This window comes from Bifidobacterium ramosum (assembly GCF_009299505.1).
GTDB lineage: Bacteria > Actinomycetota > Actinomycetes > Actinomycetales > Bifidobacteriaceae > Bifidobacterium > Bifidobacterium ramosum.
This window is the reverse complement of record NZ_WBSM01000001.1, coordinates 100,150-119,492: the sequence shown is the minus strand read 5'-3', so window position 1 is coordinate 119,492 and position 19,343 is coordinate 100,150. Positions and strand designations below refer to the sequence as shown.

The 19,343-nt window shown below is 65.6% G+C and carries 18 protein-coding genes and 1 tRNA gene; 1 reads left to right on the top strand and 18 read right to left on the bottom strand.

What is annotated here, in order from left to right; genetic code table 11:
• Nucleotides 1-84 precede the first annotated feature (84 nt).
• The 10 genes from DSM100688_RS00475 to glyA form a co-directional block, all read right to left on the bottom strand.
• The gene (locus DSM100688_RS00475; protein ID WP_152357228.1) at nucleotides 85-1,350 is read right to left on the bottom strand and encodes an alpha-amylase family protein; all 1,266 of its coding nucleotides are present in this window, start codon (nucleotides 1,348-1,350) and stop codon (nucleotides 85-87) included.
• 98 nt (nucleotides 1,351-1,448) lie between these two features.
• Nucleotides 1,449-2,156 carry a histidine phosphatase family protein gene (locus tag DSM100688_RS00470; protein WP_152357227.1) on the bottom strand — a complete coding sequence of 236 codons (708 nt, stop codon included), beginning with the start codon at nucleotides 2,154-2,156 and terminating at the stop codon, nucleotides 1,449-1,451.
• A gap of 77 nt (nucleotides 2,157-2,233) precedes the next feature.
• Nucleotides 2,234-2,632, bottom strand: coding sequence for a ribosome silencing factor (rsfS, locus tag DSM100688_RS00465; RefSeq protein ID WP_152357226.1), 399 nt, complete (start codon nucleotides 2,630-2,632; stop codon nucleotides 2,234-2,236).
• A 63-nt stretch (nucleotides 2,633-2,695) separates the two neighbouring features.
• Nucleotides 2,696-4,078: a bifunctional UDP-N-acetylglucosamine diphosphorylase/glucosamine-1-phosphate N-acetyltransferase GlmU gene (gene glmU / locus DSM100688_RS00460; protein ID WP_152357225.1), complete on the bottom strand. Its 1,383-nt coding sequence runs from the start codon at nucleotides 4,076-4,078 to the stop codon at nucleotides 2,696-2,698.
• A 131-nt stretch (nucleotides 4,079-4,209) separates the two neighbouring features.
• A tRNA-Gln gene (locus DSM100688_RS00455) sits at nucleotides 4,210-4,280 on the bottom strand.
• Nucleotides 4,281-4,392: 112 nt separating this feature from the next.
• Complete coding sequence (locus DSM100688_RS00450; protein ID WP_152357224.1) at nucleotides 4,393-5,415, bottom strand: ribose-phosphate diphosphokinase; 1,023 nt, start codon at nucleotides 5,413-5,415, stop codon at nucleotides 4,393-4,395.
• A gap of 187 nt (nucleotides 5,416-5,602) precedes the next feature.
• A complete protein-coding gene (gene nadD / locus DSM100688_RS00445) occupies nucleotides 5,603-6,286 on the bottom strand; it encodes a nicotinate-nucleotide adenylyltransferase (protein WP_204316623.1) in 684 nt (227 codons plus the stop codon).
• Between the two features lie 29 nt (nucleotides 6,287-6,315).
• Nucleotides 6,316-6,873, bottom strand: a complete 558-nt coding sequence (locus DSM100688_RS00440; protein ID WP_420837466.1) for a phosphoribosylglycinamide synthetase — start codon at nucleotides 6,871-6,873, stop codon at nucleotides 6,316-6,318.
• Between the two features lie 80 nt (nucleotides 6,874-6,953).
• On the bottom strand, nucleotides 6,954-8,261 hold the full coding sequence (locus DSM100688_RS00435) for a glutamate-5-semialdehyde dehydrogenase (RefSeq protein WP_152357222.1): 1,308 nt from the start codon (nucleotides 8,259-8,261) through the stop codon (nucleotides 6,954-6,956).
• Nucleotides 8,262-8,578: 317 nt separating this feature from the next.
• Nucleotides 8,579-9,886 carry a serine hydroxymethyltransferase gene (glyA, locus tag DSM100688_RS00430; protein ID WP_152357221.1) on the bottom strand — a complete coding sequence of 436 codons (1,308 nt, stop codon included), beginning with the start codon at nucleotides 9,884-9,886 and terminating at the stop codon, nucleotides 8,579-8,581.
• A 179-nt stretch (nucleotides 9,887-10,065) separates the two neighbouring features.
• On the opposite strand from glyA, the gene thrC reads away from it, so the two are divergent.
• A complete protein-coding gene (gene thrC / locus DSM100688_RS00425; RefSeq protein ID WP_152357220.1) occupies nucleotides 10,066-11,565 on the top strand; it encodes a threonine synthase in 1,500 nt (499 codons plus the stop codon).
• 140 nt (nucleotides 11,566-11,705) lie between these two features.
• On the opposite strand, the gene DSM100688_RS00420 is transcribed toward thrC, so the two are convergent.
• The 8 genes from DSM100688_RS00420 to DSM100688_RS00385 form a co-directional block, all read right to left on the bottom strand.
• Nucleotides 11,706-12,845 (bottom strand): DUF1648 domain-containing protein, encoded by a 1,140-nt coding sequence (locus DSM100688_RS00420; RefSeq protein WP_152357219.1) that lies wholly within the window; start codon nucleotides 12,843-12,845, stop codon nucleotides 11,706-11,708.
• 2 nt (nucleotides 12,846-12,847) lie between these two features.
• Entirely contained in the window at nucleotides 12,848-13,282 is a 435-nt protein-coding gene (locus DSM100688_RS00415; RefSeq protein WP_152357218.1) for a GntR family transcriptional regulator, read from the bottom strand.
• 323 nt (nucleotides 13,283-13,605) lie between these two features.
• Nucleotides 13,606-14,322 (bottom strand): ABC-2 transporter permease, encoded by a 717-nt coding sequence (locus DSM100688_RS00410; RefSeq protein WP_152357217.1) that lies wholly within the window; start codon nucleotides 14,320-14,322, stop codon nucleotides 13,606-13,608.
• Nucleotides 14,319-15,269 carry an ABC transporter ATP-binding protein gene (locus DSM100688_RS00405; protein ID WP_152357614.1) on the bottom strand — a complete coding sequence of 317 codons (951 nt, stop codon included), beginning with the start codon at nucleotides 15,267-15,269 and terminating at the stop codon, nucleotides 14,319-14,321. Before DSM100688_RS00405 ends, DSM100688_RS00410 begins: the two co-directional genes overlap by 4 nt.
• Nucleotides 15,270-15,289: 20 nt before the next feature.
• Complete coding sequence (locus DSM100688_RS00400; protein ID WP_152357216.1) at nucleotides 15,290-15,664, bottom strand: GntR family transcriptional regulator; 375 nt, start codon at nucleotides 15,662-15,664, stop codon at nucleotides 15,290-15,292.
• Between the two features lie 191 nt (nucleotides 15,665-15,855).
• Nucleotides 15,856-16,521: an HAD family hydrolase gene (locus tag DSM100688_RS00395; protein ID WP_152357215.1), complete on the bottom strand. Its 666-nt coding sequence runs from the start codon at nucleotides 16,519-16,521 to the stop codon at nucleotides 15,856-15,858.
• Nucleotides 16,522-16,526: 5 nt separating this feature from the next.
• On the bottom strand, nucleotides 16,527-18,344 hold the full coding sequence (locus DSM100688_RS00390) for a DNA repair protein RecN (RefSeq protein ID WP_152357214.1): 1,818 nt from the start codon (nucleotides 18,342-18,344) through the stop codon (nucleotides 16,527-16,529).
• Nucleotides 18,337-19,341, bottom strand: a complete 1,005-nt coding sequence (locus tag DSM100688_RS00385) for an NAD kinase (protein WP_152357213.1) — start codon at nucleotides 19,339-19,341, stop codon at nucleotides 18,337-18,339. The genes DSM100688_RS00390 and DSM100688_RS00385 overlap by 8 nt, the downstream gene beginning before the upstream one ends.
• Nucleotides 19,342-19,343 lie beyond the last annotated feature (2 nt).

Genomic DNA, 19,343 nt, shown 5'->3' with positions numbered 1-19,343 from the left:
TGTCGATACGATGACGGCCGGCGAAACGGCCCAGAACAGTATACGGGGCGGTCTGACCAGCCGGACCGGGCACTCCCGCGCCGCTCAGTGCACGACGTGGTACAGGTTGACGCCGCCCTCGCTGATGTCGGCGGTCGGCCGCTCCCCCAGCCGCAGGTCGACGTGCAACCGCCGCCCCGCATCCTCCCCGGTGCCGACCACATCGTACGAGTACACGCGGTTGCTCACCTGCGTCGGCTCGGTCACGGCCCGCGCCATCCACGGATTGCGTCGGCGGATCGAAATCAGACCTTGGATCAGACGGAACATCCATGCACCGTCACCGCCCAGCCCGTCGCGCGTGGCGGGAAACATCGGCCGTACCGCATCGTCGCCGCCCATCACGTCGGCTTTCACGCCGCGCCACGCCTGTTCGTCGCCATAATAGATGCTCGGCACGCCGCCGACCGTGAGCAATACGGTCATGGCGAGCGCCGCCTCCGCTTCGCCGATCTGGCTGACGATGCGGGTCACGTCGTGGTTGCCGACGAACGTGAGCGGCGTGAACGTACGCATGAACTCGTTGTGCCGTTTGAGCGACCAGTCGAGTTCGTAGAAGTTGCCGGATTTGATCGAACTCCAGATCGCCTTCCACAGTTCGTATTGGGTGACCGAATCCATACCGGAGTCGCGCGCGATCGCCGCGTAGTCGCCGTGGATGACCTCGCCCATGATCCACGCGTGCGGGAATTCGCGGCGCACGTCGGGCAGCACGCGGGTCCAGAAGGCGGGCGGCACGGCGTAGGCCGCGTCGAGGCGCCACGCGTCGACGCCACGGCGCATCCAGTGGAGCATCACGTCTGCGACGAGGCGTGCCACGGCCGGATCGTCGTGGTTGAAGGACGGCAGGTCGCCGTTACCTTCGAATCGCGCGTAGTCGGTGACGTTGCCGGTCGTCGCGTCGCGGTCGATGCGGAACATGCGTTCGGCGGCCGGATCGTCGCCGGCGAGCGCCTGTTGAAACAGGGCCGATTCGCGGCCGATATGGTTGAAGACGCCGTCGAGCATGATGCGGATGCCGCGTTCATGGCATGCGGCGACAAGCCGGTCGAAGGCCGCATCGTCGCCGAGGCGCGGGTCGATGCGGTAGTAGTCGACGGTGTCGTAGCCGTGGCTGGTGGACGCGAAGATCGGGTTGAGCATCAGGCCGTTCGCGCCGAGGTCGATGAGGTAGTCAAGCCACGAGGTGATCATGTCGAGGCGCGGCGTGAGCGCGCGTTCGGCGTCGGATTGCGGGCGGATCGGCGCGCCGGTGAAGCCGAGCGGGTAGATCTGCCACCAGATCGTGGTGAGGTTCGGGTCGTTGGTCATCGCGTCGCTCCTTATGCCGTGCGGATGCCGTCGCTTCCAGCATACGTCCGCGGCGCGGAGTTTACGATTTCGCCTGTCCCGTCAGTCGCGCCGCGCGGTCAGTCCGTGAGCGTCGGATGCTCCCACTGGTCGGTGTCGGCCAACGCCGGCCCGTGATTATAGTCCATAAGCCGCCAGCGCAGCGTGCCGTCGGGCAGATCGACCGCTACGAACCGCGCCCAGTGAGCGTTGCGCATCGACATGACGTCGGAGAACTCGGGATGCACCTGATTCAGCCCCAGCAGCATGATCGTGGTCTGCATGATGCACGAGCCGTGCGAGAACACGAACAGGTCGGTGTCGTCGCCGGCGCGGTATGCCCAGTCGTTCAGCGCCGCGACGCCGCGCGCGCCGACGTGTTCCTTGGGTTCGCAGCCGTACTCAAGCTCGCCGCCGCGGAATTCGGCCCATGAACGGTAGGCGTCCGGGTACTGGCGGGCGATCTCGGCGACCTCCATGCCTTCCCATTGGCCGAAGCTGCGTTCGCGCACGCGCTCGTCGAGGTGGACCTCGAGTCCCAGCGGATCGGCGAAGGCGTGCGCGGTGGCGGCGGCACGGCTCAGATCGGAGGCGACGACCAGCTGCCTGCGATCGGGCTGGCCGTCGACGTACAGCGCCTTCAGCGCGGCGCCGGTCTGCGCGACCTGCCAGCGGCCGATCTCGTCGAGCGGGATGTCGATCTGGCCTTGGAAGCAGTGGCGCGCGTTGTAGGACGTGCGTCCGTGGCGTACCAGCGTGATCGAACGGACATGCGTGCTTGCGGTCATCCGAATACCTCCCCTTTATGACGGACGGACGATCAGCTGTGTGCTGACATAACGTACATTATGTCAGCACACAGCAGTCACTCCTCCGTTGCCGTCTTGCTCTCCTCCGGATGCGCGAGACCGAGGTCGACGGTCGGGCAGTCGCGCCACAGCCGGTCGAGACGGTAGAATTCGCGCGCCTCCTCGTGCATCACGTGGATGATGTAGTCGCCGTAGTCGAGCAGCACCCACTGGGCTTCGGTCAGGCCCTCGCGCGAGCGTGGCTGGCGCTTGTCGCACTTGAGATACAGGTCCTTTTCGACTTCCTGCGCGACGGCGAGCACCTGCCGTTCGTTCGACGCGGTGGCGACGAGCATGAGGTCGGTGATGCCGAGCAGGTCGCTGACATCGTACGCGACGATGTCGGTGGCCTTGAGTCGGTCGGCCGCTTCGGCGGCGATGCGGATGGCGTCGATGGAATTCTGCGCTGCGGTCAAATCTGTGCTCTTTCTGTTGGTTGCGACTCGTTTGGTTACGGTTTGGTTGATGATGAACGCCGGTCAGCGCTCCCATTTGGGCTTCCAGCCCTCGACGTTGTGCTGCGTGTTCTCGGAGTAGACCATCGTGTCGTCGGGCACGTCGTGGCGGATGACGGATCCCGCGCCGGAGGTGACGTTGTCGCCGACCTCGACCGGGGCGACGAGCAGGTTGCCCGCGCCGATGTGCGCGCCGGCGCCGATATGGGTCTTGTTCTTGTGCACGCCGTCGTAGTTGGCGGTGATGGTGCCGCCGCCGATGTTGGTGTGGTCGCCGAGCGTGGCGTCGCCCATGTAGCTCAGGTGCGGCACCTTGGTGCCGTTGCCGATGTGCGCCTTCTTCATTTCGACGAACGCGCCGGCCTTGGATTCCTCGCCGAGCTCGTTGCCGGGACGCAGGTAGGTCCACGGGCCGACGTTCGCGGCGCGGCCGATGTGGGTGCCCTGCACGCGGGAGCGTTCGACGACGGCTTCGGCGTCGACGGTCGCGTCGATGAGCGTCGTGTACGGTCCGATCACGGCGGCCTCGCCGACGGTCGTGTGGCCCTGCAGGAAGCTGCCGGGCAGCACGGTCACGTCGCGGGCGAGTTCGACGTCGTCCTCGATCCACGTGGTGCTGGGGTCGAGGATGGTCACGCCGGAACGCATCCACGCTTCACATACGCGGCGGTTATGCTCGCGCGACAGGGCGGCGAGCTGCACGCGATCGTTCACGCCTTCGACGCTCAGCGGGTCAGGAGCGGCGAACGCGCCGACGTTGCCCTGCGCCTTGGCGGTTTCGAGCGCATCGGTCAGGTAGAACTCGCCCTGCGCGTTGTTGTTCTTCAGCCCGGCGATGGCCTGCGCGAGCACGGCCGCGTCGAATACGTACACGGAGGTGTTCACCTCCTGCACGGCAAGTTCGCTGCGGTTGGCGTCGCGCTGTTCGACGATGCGCAGCACGTGGCCGTCGCGGTCGCGGATGATGCGGCCGTAACCGGTCGGGTCGTCGAGGATGGTGGTGAGCACGGTCGCGCCGTTGCCGCTGGCCTCATGGAAGGCGATCAGGCCACGCAAAGTCTCGGTGTCGAGCAACGGCATGTCGGAGGCAGCGATGAGCACGTAGCCGTCGAGCTTGTGCTCGGCGTCGAGCTGGGCCATCGCGCACTGCACGGCGCGGCCGGTGCCGGGAATGTCGTCCTGGTTAACGATTTCAACGTCGGCGTGGTACGAACGCGCGGCGGCGGCGACGCGTTCGGCCTGATAGTGCACGACCACGGCGAGCGTGGCCGGGTCGAGTGCGGCGACGGAGTCCATGACGCGGTTGAGGAACGTCTTGCCGGCGAATGTGTGGAGCACCTTGGGATTGGCGGAACGCATGCGGGTGCCTTCGCCTGCGGCGAGGATGATTGCGGCGGAAAGTGCCATCGGGAATCTCCTGTTCCATGTCGTGATAACGCATGTCGTGATAACGACGACCGACGAAAAACGCCCGACCGCGATCCGTCGGTACCGTGCGGTGACGGTCCGACGGACATGCCTGTCGGGCGTTCGGCGAGTTCCCCCACCTGGACTCGAACCAAGACAAAGGGTTCCAAAGACCCGTGTGCTGCCATTACACCATGGGGGACCGGCGGGAACCGTGGTTTCCGCCAAGTGTTTATTATGCCATAGGATGCGACTTCGTCAAATCATGCGCCGCACGGCCGGCCCGGCTGCCGGACGCCGCGCGACGGCGGCGATCAGGCGAAGAGGAAGCCCTGGCCGTGGTGTTCGGGATAGGTGTCGAACAGTTCGGCGACCGAACCGTCCTCGAACACGGCGCGGATGGCGCTGGCCAGCAGCGGCGCGATCGACAGCACGGTCAGGCCGTCCCAGCGCTTCTCGGCCGGGATCGGCACGGTGTCGGTGAGCACGACCTCGCGTGCGCCGCAGCCCTTGAGCCGTTCGATGGCCGGGCCGGAGAGCACGCCGTGCGTGGCGACGACGGTGACCGACTTCGCGCCGGCCTCGGCGAGTACGTGGCAGGCGCCGGCGATCGTGCCGGCGGTGTCGATGAGATCGTCGACGAGCACGCAGTCCTTGCCGACGACGTCGCCGACGACGCGGTTGGCGACCGCCTGGTTCGGACGGGTGATGTCGCGCGTCTTGTGCACGAACGCGAGCGGGCCGCCGCCGAGGCGCTGCGCCCACTGCTCGGCCACGCGGATACGGCCGGCGTCCGGGGAGACGACGGTGACGTTGTCGAGCTGGTTGGAGAATCGGTCGCGGATGTAGTCCACGAGCACCGGCATGGCGATGAGGTGGTCGACCGGGCCGTCGAAGAAGCCCTGCGACTGCGCGGCGTGCAGGTCGACGCTCATGATGCGGTCGGCGCCGGCGGTCTTGAGCAGGTCGAAGACCAGACGGCAGGAGATGGGCTCGCGGCCGCGGTGCTTCTTGTCCTGACGCGAATAGCCGAGCAGCGGGCACACGGCGGTGATCGAACGCGCGGATGCACGCTTGAGCGCGTCGATCATGATGAGCTGCTCCATGATCGACTTGTTCACGGGCAGGGAGTGGGACTGCAGCACGAACACGTCCGCGCCGCGCACGGATTCGGTGTATCGCACGTACATCTCGCCGTTCGCGAAATCATAGGCGGTGGTTTCCAGCACGTCGATCCCGAGCTGTTCGGCGACGTCCGCCGCCAGCTTCGGATGGGTACGACCGGTCACCAGGATGAGGTTCTTATCGGGCTTTCCTTCAAGGATTGCGCTCACCATATCTCCAAACGTTCGGCTTCGTTGAAGTGACTGACCTCATAGTAACCGTCCGCGCCGACCGTCACGGGGTCGCGTGTTCACGGCCGTGGACGTTCGTCCGACAGTCGGAACGGCACTCCCAACAGATCGACGATGCCGACGGCACGCGACGATCATGCCGGCGTCGACCGACGCACGGCGCCCGCCTTTACCGGTACAGTCCATGCTTGCCGATGTACTGCACCACGCCGTCGGGCACGAGGTACCACACCGGCTCGCCGTGTTCGGCGCGCCGGCGCACGTCGGTCGAGGAGATCGCCAGCGCGGGGATCTCCAGCGTGTCGACCTTGCCTTCGGGCAGCTTGACGCCGGCCGGCGACGAGTAGCCGGGCCGGGTGACCGCGACGAAGTGCGCGAGGTCCCACATGTGCTCGGCGTCCTTCCACTGCATGATCTCGGCGACCGCGTCGGCGCCGGTGATGAAGAACAACTCGGCGTCCGGGTGCTGCGCGCGGATGTCACGCAGCGTGTCGATCGTGTACGTGATGCCGGGGCGGTCGATGTCGACGCGCGAGACGGTGAATTTCGGGTTCGACGCGGTGGCGATCACGGTCATGAGGTACCGGTCCTCCGCGTTGGTGACCTTCTTGTCGAGCTTGAACACGGGCCGGCCGGTGGGCACGAAGATCACCTCGTCGAGGTCGTACACCCACGCCACTTCGGACGCGGCGACCAGGTGGCCGTTGTGGATCGGGTCGAACGTGCCGCCCATGATGCCGATGCGCGGCCGCGCATGCCGGTTGCCGCGCGTGGACAGCCGCCAGCGCGGCGTCTGCCCGGCGACGGCGTTGACCGTGCGTTCGACCGACGCTTCCGGCGACAGGTCGGCCATGCGACGTTCCGCCTCGCCGTTCGCGCCGCTCACGCCGCGCTCCCCTGCTCGCGCTCCTCGTCCTCGGATTCGCGCGCGATTTCGCCGGCGGTCGGATCGGATTCCTGCGGGTCGATCTTGCCCATGTCCTCATCCCACTCGTCCTGCACGACGCGGCGGATCTCCGCAAACGTCGGCAGTGCGAAGTCGGGCTGGTACAGGCGGCGCACCTCGGCGACGCGTTCGGTGACGCGGATGAGCGTATCGGTCATGCCGTCCACGTCGCCGTCGCGTTCCATCGCGCTAAACTTGCGGATGTACTGCTCCATGAGCTGCATCTGCTCGCGTACGGTGCGCAGCTGGTCGGCGGTCAGGTCGGTGACGTCGGCGGAGTGCTCGTCAGGCCAGCCGATGAGCACCGCGTCGGCGTATTCGAGCGATGCGCGCTGCGCGGCCGAGGCGATGCCGTCCTCGATCTGCACGAGGAACACGTAGCGTACGATGCTCAGCCGTTCGGCGGCGATCTTCATGCCGAGACGCGGGTCGCTCAGATCGATGTCGGGGCGCAGGGGCTTGTCGACGAGCATGCCGTCCGCGGTGGTCGGCATGTCGGTCGCCGGTGCCGTGGCGTCGGCGTTCGCGTTGACGGTGTTCTCCTGTTCCTGCATCACGGTGATGTCCTCCTCACTCATCGTCTCACCTGCCCGGTGCCGTAGCCGATCCATTTAGTCGTGGTCATCTCGCGCAGGCCCATCGGCCCGCGCGCGTGCATCTTCTGCGTGGAGATGCCGAGTTCCGCACCGAAGCCGAACACGCCGCCGTCGGTGAACCGCGTGGACGCGTTGACCATGACCACGGCCGAGTCGATGCGGCTGGTGAACTCCTCGATCGCGGAGTAGTCCTCGGCGATGATCGATTCGGTGTGTCCGGTGGAGTGCGCGTTGATGTGGTCGATGGCCTCGTCCAAGGAGTCCACGACCTTGACGCCCATCGTCAGCGCAAGGTATTCGGTATCCCAGTCCTCGTCGGTGGCGGCGAGCAGGTTCACGCCGTCGATGCCGGCCTCGTCGATGATGCCGTACGCGTCGTCGTCGGCGTGCAGTTCGACCTGCGCCTCGGCGAGTGCTCGGGCGATGGCGGGCAGGTATCGCGCGGCGACGTCGCGGTGGATGACGAGCTTTTCGGCGGCGTTGCATACGCCGACGCGCTGCGTCTTCGCGTTGAGAATGATCGGGATGGCCTTGTCGAGGTCGCCGGATCGGTCGACGTAGATGTGGACATTACCGGCGCCGGTTTCGATGACGGGCACCTTCGAGTTACGTACGACGGCCTGGATGAGGCCGGCGCCGCCGCGCGGCACGAGCACGTCGATGTGGCCGCGGGCCTCCATCATGGCGGTGGCGCCGTCGCGGCCGTAGTCGTCCACCGTATCAACGAGCGCCGGATCAAAACCGTGGTCGGTAATGACGTCGCGAATGATGGCGAGCGTGGCCCGATTGGTGCGTTCGGCCGCGTGGCCGCCGCGCAGGATGGCCGCGTTGCCGGATTTGAGACACAGCGACGCGACGTCGACGGTGACGTTCGGCCGCGCCTCGTAGATCATGCCGATGACGCCGAGCGGGACGCGGGTCTGCTGCAGACGCAGCCCGTTGGGCAGGTTGTAGCCGCGCACGATCTCGCCGACCGGGTCGGGCAGGGTGGCGACGTGGCGCACTCCCTGTGCGGCGGCGGCCACGCGGGGCACGTCGAATTGGAGCCGATCGAGCTTGCCGGCGTCCATGCCGGCCTCGCGCGAGGCGATCATGTCAAGCTCGTTGGCCCCGGCGATTTCGTCGGCGCGAGCGTCAAGCGCGTCGGCGATCGCAAGCAGCAGCTCGTTCTTGGCTTCGGTATCGGCCTGCGCGAGTCCCCGTTGGGCGCGGGCGGCGGCGTCGGCCCTCGCGCACACCGCGTCGAACGCGGCCTGCGACACCTGAACCTCTTCGCTATTCGTCATACCCACACCTTAGCGCAAGTCGGCGTCAGCCACGGTCATTGATACCGATCCGCAGCATCGTACGTCGGCGCGGATCATGTGTACGTTTCCGCAGGACCGTCTGCAGAAACGTACGCCAACGCACCCTATCCGTACGGTTGTGCAGGACCTTCTGCAGAAACGTACAGTAACCGACGTTCAGTGTACGTTTCTGCGGAATCGTCTGCAAAAACGTACACTGACGCACGTCATATGTACGTTTCTGCAGCGGCGGCGGCACGACCGTACTCTGTGACGCACAGCGTTACGGTTGTGCGGACGAATTGCCGTCGGGTCGATCAGTGGACCTGATCGAGGCCCGGGTAGAGCGGGAAGTCCTCGACGAGCTTGTCGACGCGCTTCTTGAGCGTCTCCACGTCGGCGGACGGGCCGGCGGCGAGCGCGGTGCCGATGATGTCGGCGACCTCCTCGTATTCCTTCGGTCCGAAGCCACGCGTGGCGAGCGCAGAAGTACCGATGCGCAGGCCGGAGGCGACCGAGGCCGGGCGCGGGTCGAACGGCACGGTGTTGCGGTTGATGGTGATGCCGCACTGGGCGAGCAGGTCCTCGCCCTGCTTGCCGTCCATTTCGCTGTTGCGCAGGTCGACCATCACCAGATGCACGTCGGTGCCGCCGGTGAGCACGGAGATGCCGTTCTGCTTGACGTCGTCGGCGGTGAGGCGTTCGGCGAGGATCTTGGCGCCGTCGAGCGTGCGCTGCATGCGGTCCTTGAACTCCGGGGTGCCGGCGACCTTGAAGCTGACGGCCTTGCCCGCGATGACGTGCATGAGCGGGCCGCCCTGCTGGCCGGGGAACACGGCGGAGTTGAGCTTCTTGGCGTACTCCTCCTTGGCGAGGATGAAGCCGGAGCGCGGGCCGCCGAGGGTCTTGTGCGCGGTGGAGGAGACGACGTCGGCGTACGGGACGGGGCTCGGGTGCAGGCCGGCGGCGACGAGGCCGGCGAAGTGGGCCATATCGACCCAGAACTTGGCGCCGACCTCGTCGGCGATCTCCTTCATGGCCTTGAAGTCCTCGATGCGCGGGTAGGCGGACCAGCCGCCGATGATCATGGCCGGGTGCACTTCGAGGGCGCGCTGGCGGATGATCTCGGGGTCGATGCGGAACGTTTCGGGGTTCACGCCGTAGGCTTCGGCGTGGTAGAAGCGGCCGGAGAAGTTGATCTTCATGCCGTGGGTGAGGTGACCGCCGTGGTCGAGGGCGAGGCCGAGCACGGTGTCGCCGGGCTTGACGAGCGCTTGGTAGACGGCGGCGTTGGCCTGCGCGCCGGAGTGCGGCTGCACGTTCGCGTATTCGGCGCCGAACAGTTCCTTGGCACGGTTGCGGGCGATGGTCTCGAGCTTGTCGACCTGCTCGCAGCCACCGTAGTAACGGCGTCCCGGATAGCCTTCGGCGTACTTGTTGGTCAGGACGGAGCCCTGCGCCTGCAGGACGGCGCGCGGCACGAAGTTCTCGGAGGCGATCATCTCGAGACCGTCCTGCTGACGATGCAGTTCGGCGGTGAGGATCTCGGCGATCTCCGGGTCTGTGTCGGCGATCGGCGCGTTGAATGCGTCGGTGGGGGTCTGGGCGAGCGGTGAGGCAGTCATCTGCGCTCCTTTGTTCAATCAATATCTGTCCCGCGGTTGCGGTTGTGCATAGTGTAGGCCGCCGTTACGTTACGGCACGGTTGCGTCTCATATTCACATCCCGTTTCCCTCCCCTGCCCACCGCTGACGGTAGACTTGATCCATACTGTCGGTATTCGTCATCTTTCGCGAAGGACATCATGACCACGTTCCATTCCACGCGTTCCACCACCGATTCACTGACCTCGAAGGAGGCCATCCGTAAGGGCATCGCCGATGACGGCGGCCTGTTCGTGACCGATTCGCTCGGCGAGACGAAGGTCGACATCGCGAATCTCGCCGGCCGCCCGTATCAGGCGATCGCGTACGACGTGCTGCACGCGCTGCTGCCCGACTTCGGCGAGGCAGAGCTCAAGGACTGCATCGCCGCCGCGTACGGCGCACAGTGGTCGGACAAGCGAATCACCCCGTTGAAGCCGGTCGGTGACGACTATATCCTCGAACTGTTCAACGGCCCGACCTCCGCGTTCAAGGATGTCGCGCTGCAGATCCTGCCGCGGTTCATGGCCCGCACCACGCCGGCCGACGGTGACGGCGTCGATCACACGGACGAGAAGATCATGATCCTCACAGCCACATCCGGCGACACCGGCAAGGCCGCGCTGGCCGGGTTCGCCGACGCGCCGGGCACCGCGATCACCGTATTCTATCCGCAGGGCAAGGTGTCGCAGGTGCAGGAGCTGCAGATGACCACGCAGACCGGCGCGAACGTGAACGTCGCCGCGGTCGAGGGCAACTTCGACGACGCGCAGTCCGCGGTCAAGCGCATCTTCGGCGACCGCGATCTCGCCGAGCGTCTCGCCGCCGACTCACACGTTGTGCTGTCGTCCGCGAACTCGATCAACGTGGGCCGTCTCGTGCCGCAGGTCGTCTACTACTTCTCCGCATACGCGCAGCTGCTCGAACAGCAGGTCATCAACGTGGGCGACGAGGTGGAGTTCGTCGTGCCGACCGGCAACTTCGGCGACATCCTCGCCGGCTACTATGCGAAGCGGCTTGGTCTGCCGGTCAAGCACCTCGTCGTGGCCTCCGACAAGAACAACGTGCTGTTCGACTTCCTGACCTCCGGCACATACAACCGGCAGCGCCCGTTCTACCAGACGATTTCGCCGTCGATGGACATCCTCATCTCCTCGAACCTCGAGCGCATGCTGTACTACTTCGCCGATGGCGACACGCGGCTGATCTCGATGCTCATGAACGATCTGAAGAACTGGGGCACCTACGAGGTGCCGGAACCGCTGCTGGCGAAGGTGCGTCAGCTGTTCGGCTGTGGCTGGGCGAACGAGGACCAGGTGCGCGCGATGATCGCCGACTGCTGGACGAAGAACCGTTACGTGATCGACCCGCATACCGCGTGCGCGTATTTCGTGGCGCAGCAGATGCCGCGCGATCCGCTGACGCCGCGCGTGATCCTCGCGACCGCCAGCCCGTACAAGTTCCCGCGCGTGGTCAACGAGGCGCTCGGGTTCGATGCGACCGGCACCGATTTCGAGTGCATGGACGTGCTCTCGCGCGAGACCGGCACCGTGGCTCCGGCCGCGCTGCGTGGTCTGGAGCATGCCGACGTGCGGTTCGACACGGTCGTGCCGATCGACGGCATGGAGGCGTTCGTGGAGGCCGCCGCCAAGGCGCTGTAGGCGCGCGACCGCAGACAGGCACCGTTTCGTAGCTGTCCTTGTTGTGTTGGGGGTGGGTTTCCTACGGGTGCACACGCTTACGCAATGCTTTGCGTGTGCACCCGTAGGAAACCCACTCCCAACACAACAAGGACACGGTGTTATATGAGTGCCAGCACGACGGGCGCGACAGTGACGGCAATAAGTCCGATGGCCGCAAGCCAGACGACCGGTCGGGCGCAGTTGACCGTCCAGCCGACGCCGAACCGCTTGGGAACCCAGATGGCCGGGTCGTCGCGATTCATGTAGAACACGCCGTCGATCCAGTGACGATCGTCGTCGACCGACATCACATCATCGGACTCCGGGCCTCCGTTCCCGCGCGATGCGCCGGCATAGAAGCGTGACCCGTTCTGCCCGCAGTACACGCTGATCACCAGCACGCCAATCAACGCGACCACGGCGAGCAGCATCGCGACTGTGGCGAACAGATCGATGCCAATCACGCCGACGGTGACGAGCTGCACGCCCAGTCCCATCCATCCGGCCACGAGCAGGCCGATCACAAGCGTGTAGATGCTCCACACGCGGGCGAACGTGCCGTACGCGAATCCGGTGGTGGCGGGATGGTCGGGGTCGATCGGCTTTTTCGCGTCGATGATGGCAACGTGGGCAGCGATCAGCACCATGGCCACAATGATCTGACCGGGCACGGCCATAAGGATCAGCCATGGGCTTTTGTTCGCCCAGCCGTCGATCTGCCCGGCCATGTTCTCGTGAATCGCCACCCGCTCGGGCATATTGCCGTAGCCGAGCACGCCGACCAGGACGGTGACGGCGAGCGCCACGAGGTGGAGCCATTCCCATGTGAGGCTGATCGGTTCGGGGTTGTCGTGTTCGCCGATGATGGCGGCACGGCGGTCGGCGCCCGCGTGCCAGTTGCGGCGCACGGCGATGCTGCGCGTCCGACGGCGGCAGATCTGTTGGACGGTGAAACCGACCAGCGTGAGCGCGACCGACACGGCCGAGATCGTCCAGATGGCGGGTTCGATGCCGAACCATTGCCAGACGGCCAGCGATATGGCGGTCGCGATGATGCCGGATGCGGCCATCGACCATGAGAATCCGCGCTTGAGCCGGCGGATGTCCGGGTCGGCGTGGGCTGCCGGCGGTACGGTCACGCCGAATGCATCGTGCCGGTCGGTGATCCATGGTACGGCCGTGAGGCTGATGGTCACCAGTATCGGCAGTAGGAATGTGGTGCCGAGGATGACGTTCATGGTGGTGTTCGTGTCGTTCATGGTCACTCCCCTTGCTTGTCATTGCGTTCGTTCGATGATGCGTAGACACGTTCGGCCTGCCGTCGTGTGGCGTCGAGGAATGCGGTCAGGCTGCCGCCGCGGGCTTTGTAGGCGAGCGCAAGCCGGTGCAGGTCGTCGTTCATGCGCTCGTCCTGTTCGTCGGTGGCGCGGCGGGTCGTCGAATCGTTGCCGGCGCTGCTGCGGTCGGCGACGACCGCGCCGGTGCCGCGCCGCATGACCAGATAGCCTTCGTCGCGCAGCAATGCGTATGCTTTGTTGACGGTGTGCAGGTTGATGCCGAGGTCGACGGCGAGCGCGCGGACGGATGGCAGCTGGTCGCCGGGTATGAGTTCGTCGTTGGCGATGCCGGCGATGATCTGCCGGTGCAGTTGTTCGTAGATCGGCACGTCGCCGCGCTGATCGATGTCGATGATCATCGGTTGTGCCTTTCTTACGCAGTCCGTTCCAGTTGTTCTATATCAACTATAACACTTACGACATGCGTCGATCATCGGCAATATGCGTGGCGGTTTTCGCTCGCTGAGCGAGTGCTCAGCGAGCGAAAACCGCCACGCGACATGCACAACAGCGAATACATCGGGAACGAGACAGCCATCCGTCACCATATGCATCACCGAGTGCGCGCAACCGCGAAGGGGACGCGCACACAGTGATGGTTCGGCCCCGGAAACGTCACTGCGTGCGCGTCATCCCGCCGATCGCGCGCACGCAGTGACGTTTGAACTTCAACGCCGATCGTCTAGAGATCCCGGTCACGGTACCAACGCACGGACAGGCGGAACGAGACGGCATATGCGACGACAAGCACCGCGACGGCGACGATCGCCAGCAGCGTCCCGACCGACACCGGCGGCACGACACCGGCGAATGCCTTCCCGAACCACATATCACCGGTCACCATGTACGGCCACGTCATGACGAGCGCCAGCACCGGAATGCTGAGGACGACAGCCAGCATGGCGACGATCATGGTACCGATGAACACCTGCTGCATGGTGAACCGGTACATCATCGGATACAGGACCGCCGTCATCAGCAGCGCGGCCCACGCACGTACGGCCATGCCGCCGATGGAAGGTCCCATGCCGACGGCAGTCAGCAGGCACCAGGAGAACGCGAACGAGACCAGCATCATGACAGCGCAGACGGCCAGGGTCAGATAGCGCGCGGCCACCTGATGCGCCCGGCCGACCGGCATGATGCCGTTGAGCCGGAACCCCGACTCCCCCTGCAGCTCGTAGTTGAACGGACAGGCCGCCATGGTGACGCCCATGAAGACGATCAGCCACATCGCCCAGTCGACGAGCGTGTCGGACCGCGATGCCGCGGCCAGATTCGCGATGGGCACCGGGAAGACGAACACGGAGGCGGGCATCCACCACCATCCCCGCTGCGAGGCGATCTTGTGCCAGTCCATACGGAACGCACGCATCACGGGGTGCATTGTCCGGGTCATGATTGCCACCCTTCTTCGATGTCGGCCGGCATGTTGGTCAGCCGGACGATGTCGTCGATGCCGGCCGGTTCGACGACGAGCACATGGCCGCCGGTGCGGCTTGCGGCGGCGAGCGCCCCCGCCCGTTCGGCGCGGACGAGCGCGTCGAATCCGGTGTCGTACCGGCGTATGCCAAGCGCCAAGGCCACAAGCCCGTCCGTCAGGTCGTCCGGCCCGCCCCTGACGATACGGAACGAGTCCTCGAATTCATCCTTCGGTCCGGTGTAGTACAGCCGGCCGCCGGTGATGTAGGTGATGAGATCGGCCGACCGTTCGAGGTCGGCGGTGATGTGCGTGCTGAACAGCACGCCTGCCTCGCAGTCCGCGACATAGTCCCGCAGCAGGTCCATGAGATCGTCGCGGGCGAGCACGTCGAGTCCGGCGGTCGGCTCGTCGAGGATGAGCAGCCGCGCGTGATGGCTGAGGGCGACGGCAAGCATGAGCCTCATCTGCATGCCGCGCGAGAGCGCTCCGACCCTCGTGCTTCGGTCGAGGCCGAAACGGCGAAGGCAGTCGTCGAACCGCGCCGCGTCCCACGCCGAGTACATGTCGCGCATGGCGCGGCCGGTCTTCCCCACTGTCCATGCGTCAATGAAGCAGTTGGCGTCAAATACGACGCCGATCCGGCCCTTGACAGTCTCCTCGTCGGCGATGGCGTCGAGACCGAAGACGTCGATGGAACCGGCGTCGCGCCGGGTCATGTTGAGGATGAGCCTGATGAGCGTGGATTTGCCCGCGCCGTTGGGGCCGATCAGACCCATGATGTAGCCGGCCGGCAGATCGAACGTGATGTCGTCGAGCATGAAGCCGGACTTGTAGCGTTTGGTCAGTCCGGTGACGGACAACGCCATCAGGTTGCCCGGACCGTTCGTCGTCGCATTTGACGACGTTGCGACGAATGGCGCCATGACGTTCATGGTCGCGCTCCTTACTCTTGCTGGTATGTCTCTTCGAGCATGCCCATGAGGTCGATGAGCGGGATATCGGCGGCCTTGGCGGCGGCAGCGGCGTCCGCGAGCGCCGCGCGGGCGCGATCAGCGAGTTGGCGCTTCATGGACTCGCTGCCTTTGTCCATGACGAAGGTGCCCTTGCCTTGGATGTTCTGCACGACGCCTTCGTCGGCCAGTTCGTTGTATGCCCTGGTGACGGTGAGCACGGAGATGCGCAGTTCACGGGCGAGTTTGCGCAGGGACGGCAACGCCTCCCCTGGTTTGAGCTCGCCGGACAGCACCGCCGATCGGATCTGCTGCTTGATCTGCTCGTACATGGGCTCGCCGGACACGGATGAGATGACCAGTCGCATACGCGCCCCTTTCGGCCGGTGGATGATCGACATGTCACAGCCGTTACGCTGTTATATATAACTATATAACTGTTGTGGAATACTGTCAAGGTGTGCTACATAACAGTAAGACGGTTATCGACGGCGCGGAACCTCCCCGCTGCCGTATCAGCGACCGCGTTCTCGCCGTCGGCAACTCGAGCGCAACAGCGTCACAAGGATCGGGGCGCGTCGGCGAAGTCGAACAGCACGCCGTCCGCGATGTCGCAGATGACGGGCCAGTCGGCGTCTGACGAATCATCGTGCATGGCCCAGACCTTCATACCCACCGATTTCGCGGACCGAATGCCGATGAGCAGATCCTCGAACACCGTGCAGGCGGCGGGTTCGATGCCGAGACGGGAGGCGGCGAGCAGATAGACGTCGGGCTTGTCCTTGCCGACATCGCCGGCGTCGTCGACGCTGACGGTCACGTCGAAGCAGTCGGCGATGCCGACGTGTCGCATGGCCGGCTCGCGCAGCGACGGAGGCAACGACGTCGCCACGGCCAGTTTGGCGCCGGACCGCTTGAGCCATGCCAGATACTCCGCGGCATGCGGCTTGGCCTCGACCACCGTGGCATAGGCAACGCGCGCCATGTCGTCCCATTCGTTCATGAGCTGTTCCGGAGTGTCGGGCAACCCGAAACGCGCGATCGTGTATTCGGCGATCTGCCGAAACTGCATCGACGCCACCTTGGTCATGTAATCGGGCGGCACGGCGATGCCCCGTTTGCCGAGGAAGTCGATATCGACCTGATCCCATACGCCCATCGAATCGAGCAGCGTGCCGTCAAGATCGAAGATGGCGGCTTTGCCGGTGTTGACGTCACTCGTCATGGTCGTCATCCTTTCAGTCGGGAATCGGAAAGCAGTTCGCGGGCGTGGTCGAGCGATGCTTCGGATTCGGAGCCGGACAGCATGCGTGCGATCTCCCGCACGCGCGCGTCGCCCCGGACCTGTTCGACGGTGGTGACGACGCCGACGGCATCGTCATCGGCATCCGGAGGCTCCTTGGTGACGACGAACTGCGCGTCGGCCCAGCTGGCCACCTGCGCCAGATGGGTGACGACGATGACCTGCGCGGTTCGCGCAAGACGGGCCAGTCGCCGTCCCAGTTCAACGGCGGTCTTGCCGCCGACACCGGCGTCGACCTCATCGAAGATGAAGGTCATGGGCGTGCGACTGCCGGCATGCCGATCGGCGGCGGACAGTTCCAAGGCCAGCATGAGACGGCTCAGCTCACCGCCGGAGGCGCTTTTGCCCATCGGCAGTTCGGGTGCCCCCTCATACGGCGTGAACAGGAATGCGATGTCGTCGGCGCCGTTCGCGTCGAGTGGCCACGTCGGGGTCTTGCCCGCTCCCGTTCGCTTCGTTACTCGAATACGCAGTGCGGCGCCGTCCATCGCCAGCGATGACAATTCATCCGTCACCGTCGCCGCCAACGACGCCGCGGCCGAGGCACGGGCGTCGCTCAGCCGGTCCGCGGCGGCCACCGCCTCTCGGAAGAGGCGTTCACGATCGCGTTCCAGCTCCGCCACCTTCTCCGGCGATGCGTCGAGATCCTCCAGATCGAACACCGCCTTGTCACGCCATGCGATGACATCGGCCAGCGTCGGCCCCCACCGTCGGGTCAGCTCCCCCAGCTCGTGAATACGTGCGTTGAGCTCGTCAAGATCGTCCATATCGTCCGGCGCATCGAGTTCCCGACTCAGCGAATACACCACGTCGGACAGATCGGTGTTGATGGATTCCAGACGATCGGCCAGACCGGAGAAATCGCCGTCGGCGCGGATCGCGCGCAGCGACTGAGCCGCCCGATTGATCAGTTCGCTCGCGCCTTCGGCATCGGCGTCGACATCCACTTGCGACGCGTCCAAGGCGGCAAGCGCGGCGCTGACGCCCTGCGCGATGTCTGCCGCGTTTTCGATCCGGGATCGTTTGGCCTTCAGATCGTCGTCCTCCCCGGCCTGTGGGTCGACGCGGTTGATGCGGTCAATCGACTCCCTGAGATAATCGGCCTGTTGCCGGGCGGACGCCTCTTGGTTGCGCACCCGTTCCAGCCGATCGTCGATTGCGCGCAGGGCATCCCATGCACGGCGATAGTCAATGAGTTCCCGTTCGTCGCCGGCCACGGCATCAAGGAACTCACGTTGGCGCGTCGGCGCGGCGATGCGCAGCTGGTCGGCCTGTCCATGGATGGTCACCAATCCGCCGGCCAGTTCGCCGAGCATGGCGCGTGGCACGCTCCGCCCATTCACCACGGCGCGCGATCTGCCGGACACCGGCACGGTCCGGGACAGGAACAGTTCGCCGTCATCCGGTTCGATGCCGGCGTTCCGGGCGATGTGCACGGGATCCGAGATCGACGATGTCCCCGTCTCGCCCGACGACGATGTGCCGCCATCGTCGTTGCCATCCGACGCGCCCTGTGCGGATGCGGCGTCGTCATCGACCGCGAACACGCCCTGCGCCCATGCCGCCTTCGCGTCGGCGGACACACGTCCCGAATCCGCCGAACCGCCGGAGATCAGTTTGATGGCGCTCAGCAGCATGGACTTGCCAGCGCCGGTTTCACCGGTGATCGCCGTCATGCCCGACGCCGGCGTCAGCAACGCGTGGCGAATCGGGCCGAGGTCGCGTATCTCCAGTTCCTCAAGCATCGGCACCGCCTTCCGCCGCGACACCGCCGGACCCGGCACCCTCGCCGCCATGGCTATCGACAAGGCCGTGTTCGGCACCATCGGGGAACACGTGACCGTGGTGCACCGCCTGCCCACCGCGGGCCTGTTCGCGCCAGCCGACCACCGGCAGGTCGAACTTCGTCACCAAACGGTTCGTGAACGGCACGCCGGACAATCGCGCCAGCCGCAACGTATCCTTCGACTGACGCACCTCGATGCGCGTGCCCTTCGGCAGGGCGCGCTGTCGACGGCCATCGCAGCAGATCCATCCGTCGGACATCGAATCGTCGAGAATATCCATGGCGAACGTGGAACCGGCACCGATGATCAGCGGACGGGCGAACAGCGCGTGCGCTGCAAGCGGCACCAGCTGCAACGCCTGCACGTTCGGCCACATGATCGGGCCGCCGGCGGAGAACGCGTATGCCGTCGAACCGGTGGGCGTGGACACGATCACGCCGTCGCAGCCGAACGAGCTCATCTCCACGTCATCCACGCGGATCGACAGTTCGACCATCTTGCCGCGATCGGCCCGTTCCACGGTGATGTCATTCAGCGCCCAATCCCCCAGCGGCTCGGAAGCGCCGGGCAGCCACACATCCACATGTGCGATCATGCGTTCGTCGATGGAATAGTCGTGGGTGGCGATACGCCGTATCGCCTCGCTCATCTGGAAGCTCTCGAACTCGGCCAGAAATCCCACATGGCCGAGGTTCACGCCGAGGATCGGCACGCGCGTGCAGTGCACCAGCTCCGCGGCCCGCAGAATCGTGCCGTCGCCGCCAAGCACGACCACGATCTCGGTGTTGTCCGGCACCACCGGCGGGCGGGAACCGAACTCCGGAGCCTCCGTGTTGTCGATGATCGATACCTCGAATCCAGCCTGCCGCAGCTGCTCCACCGCCTCAGCCACCACCGTGCCGCTTTCGCGAAGACGGGTGTGCGTCACCACCACCGCGTGCCGTGCGTCGACCATCG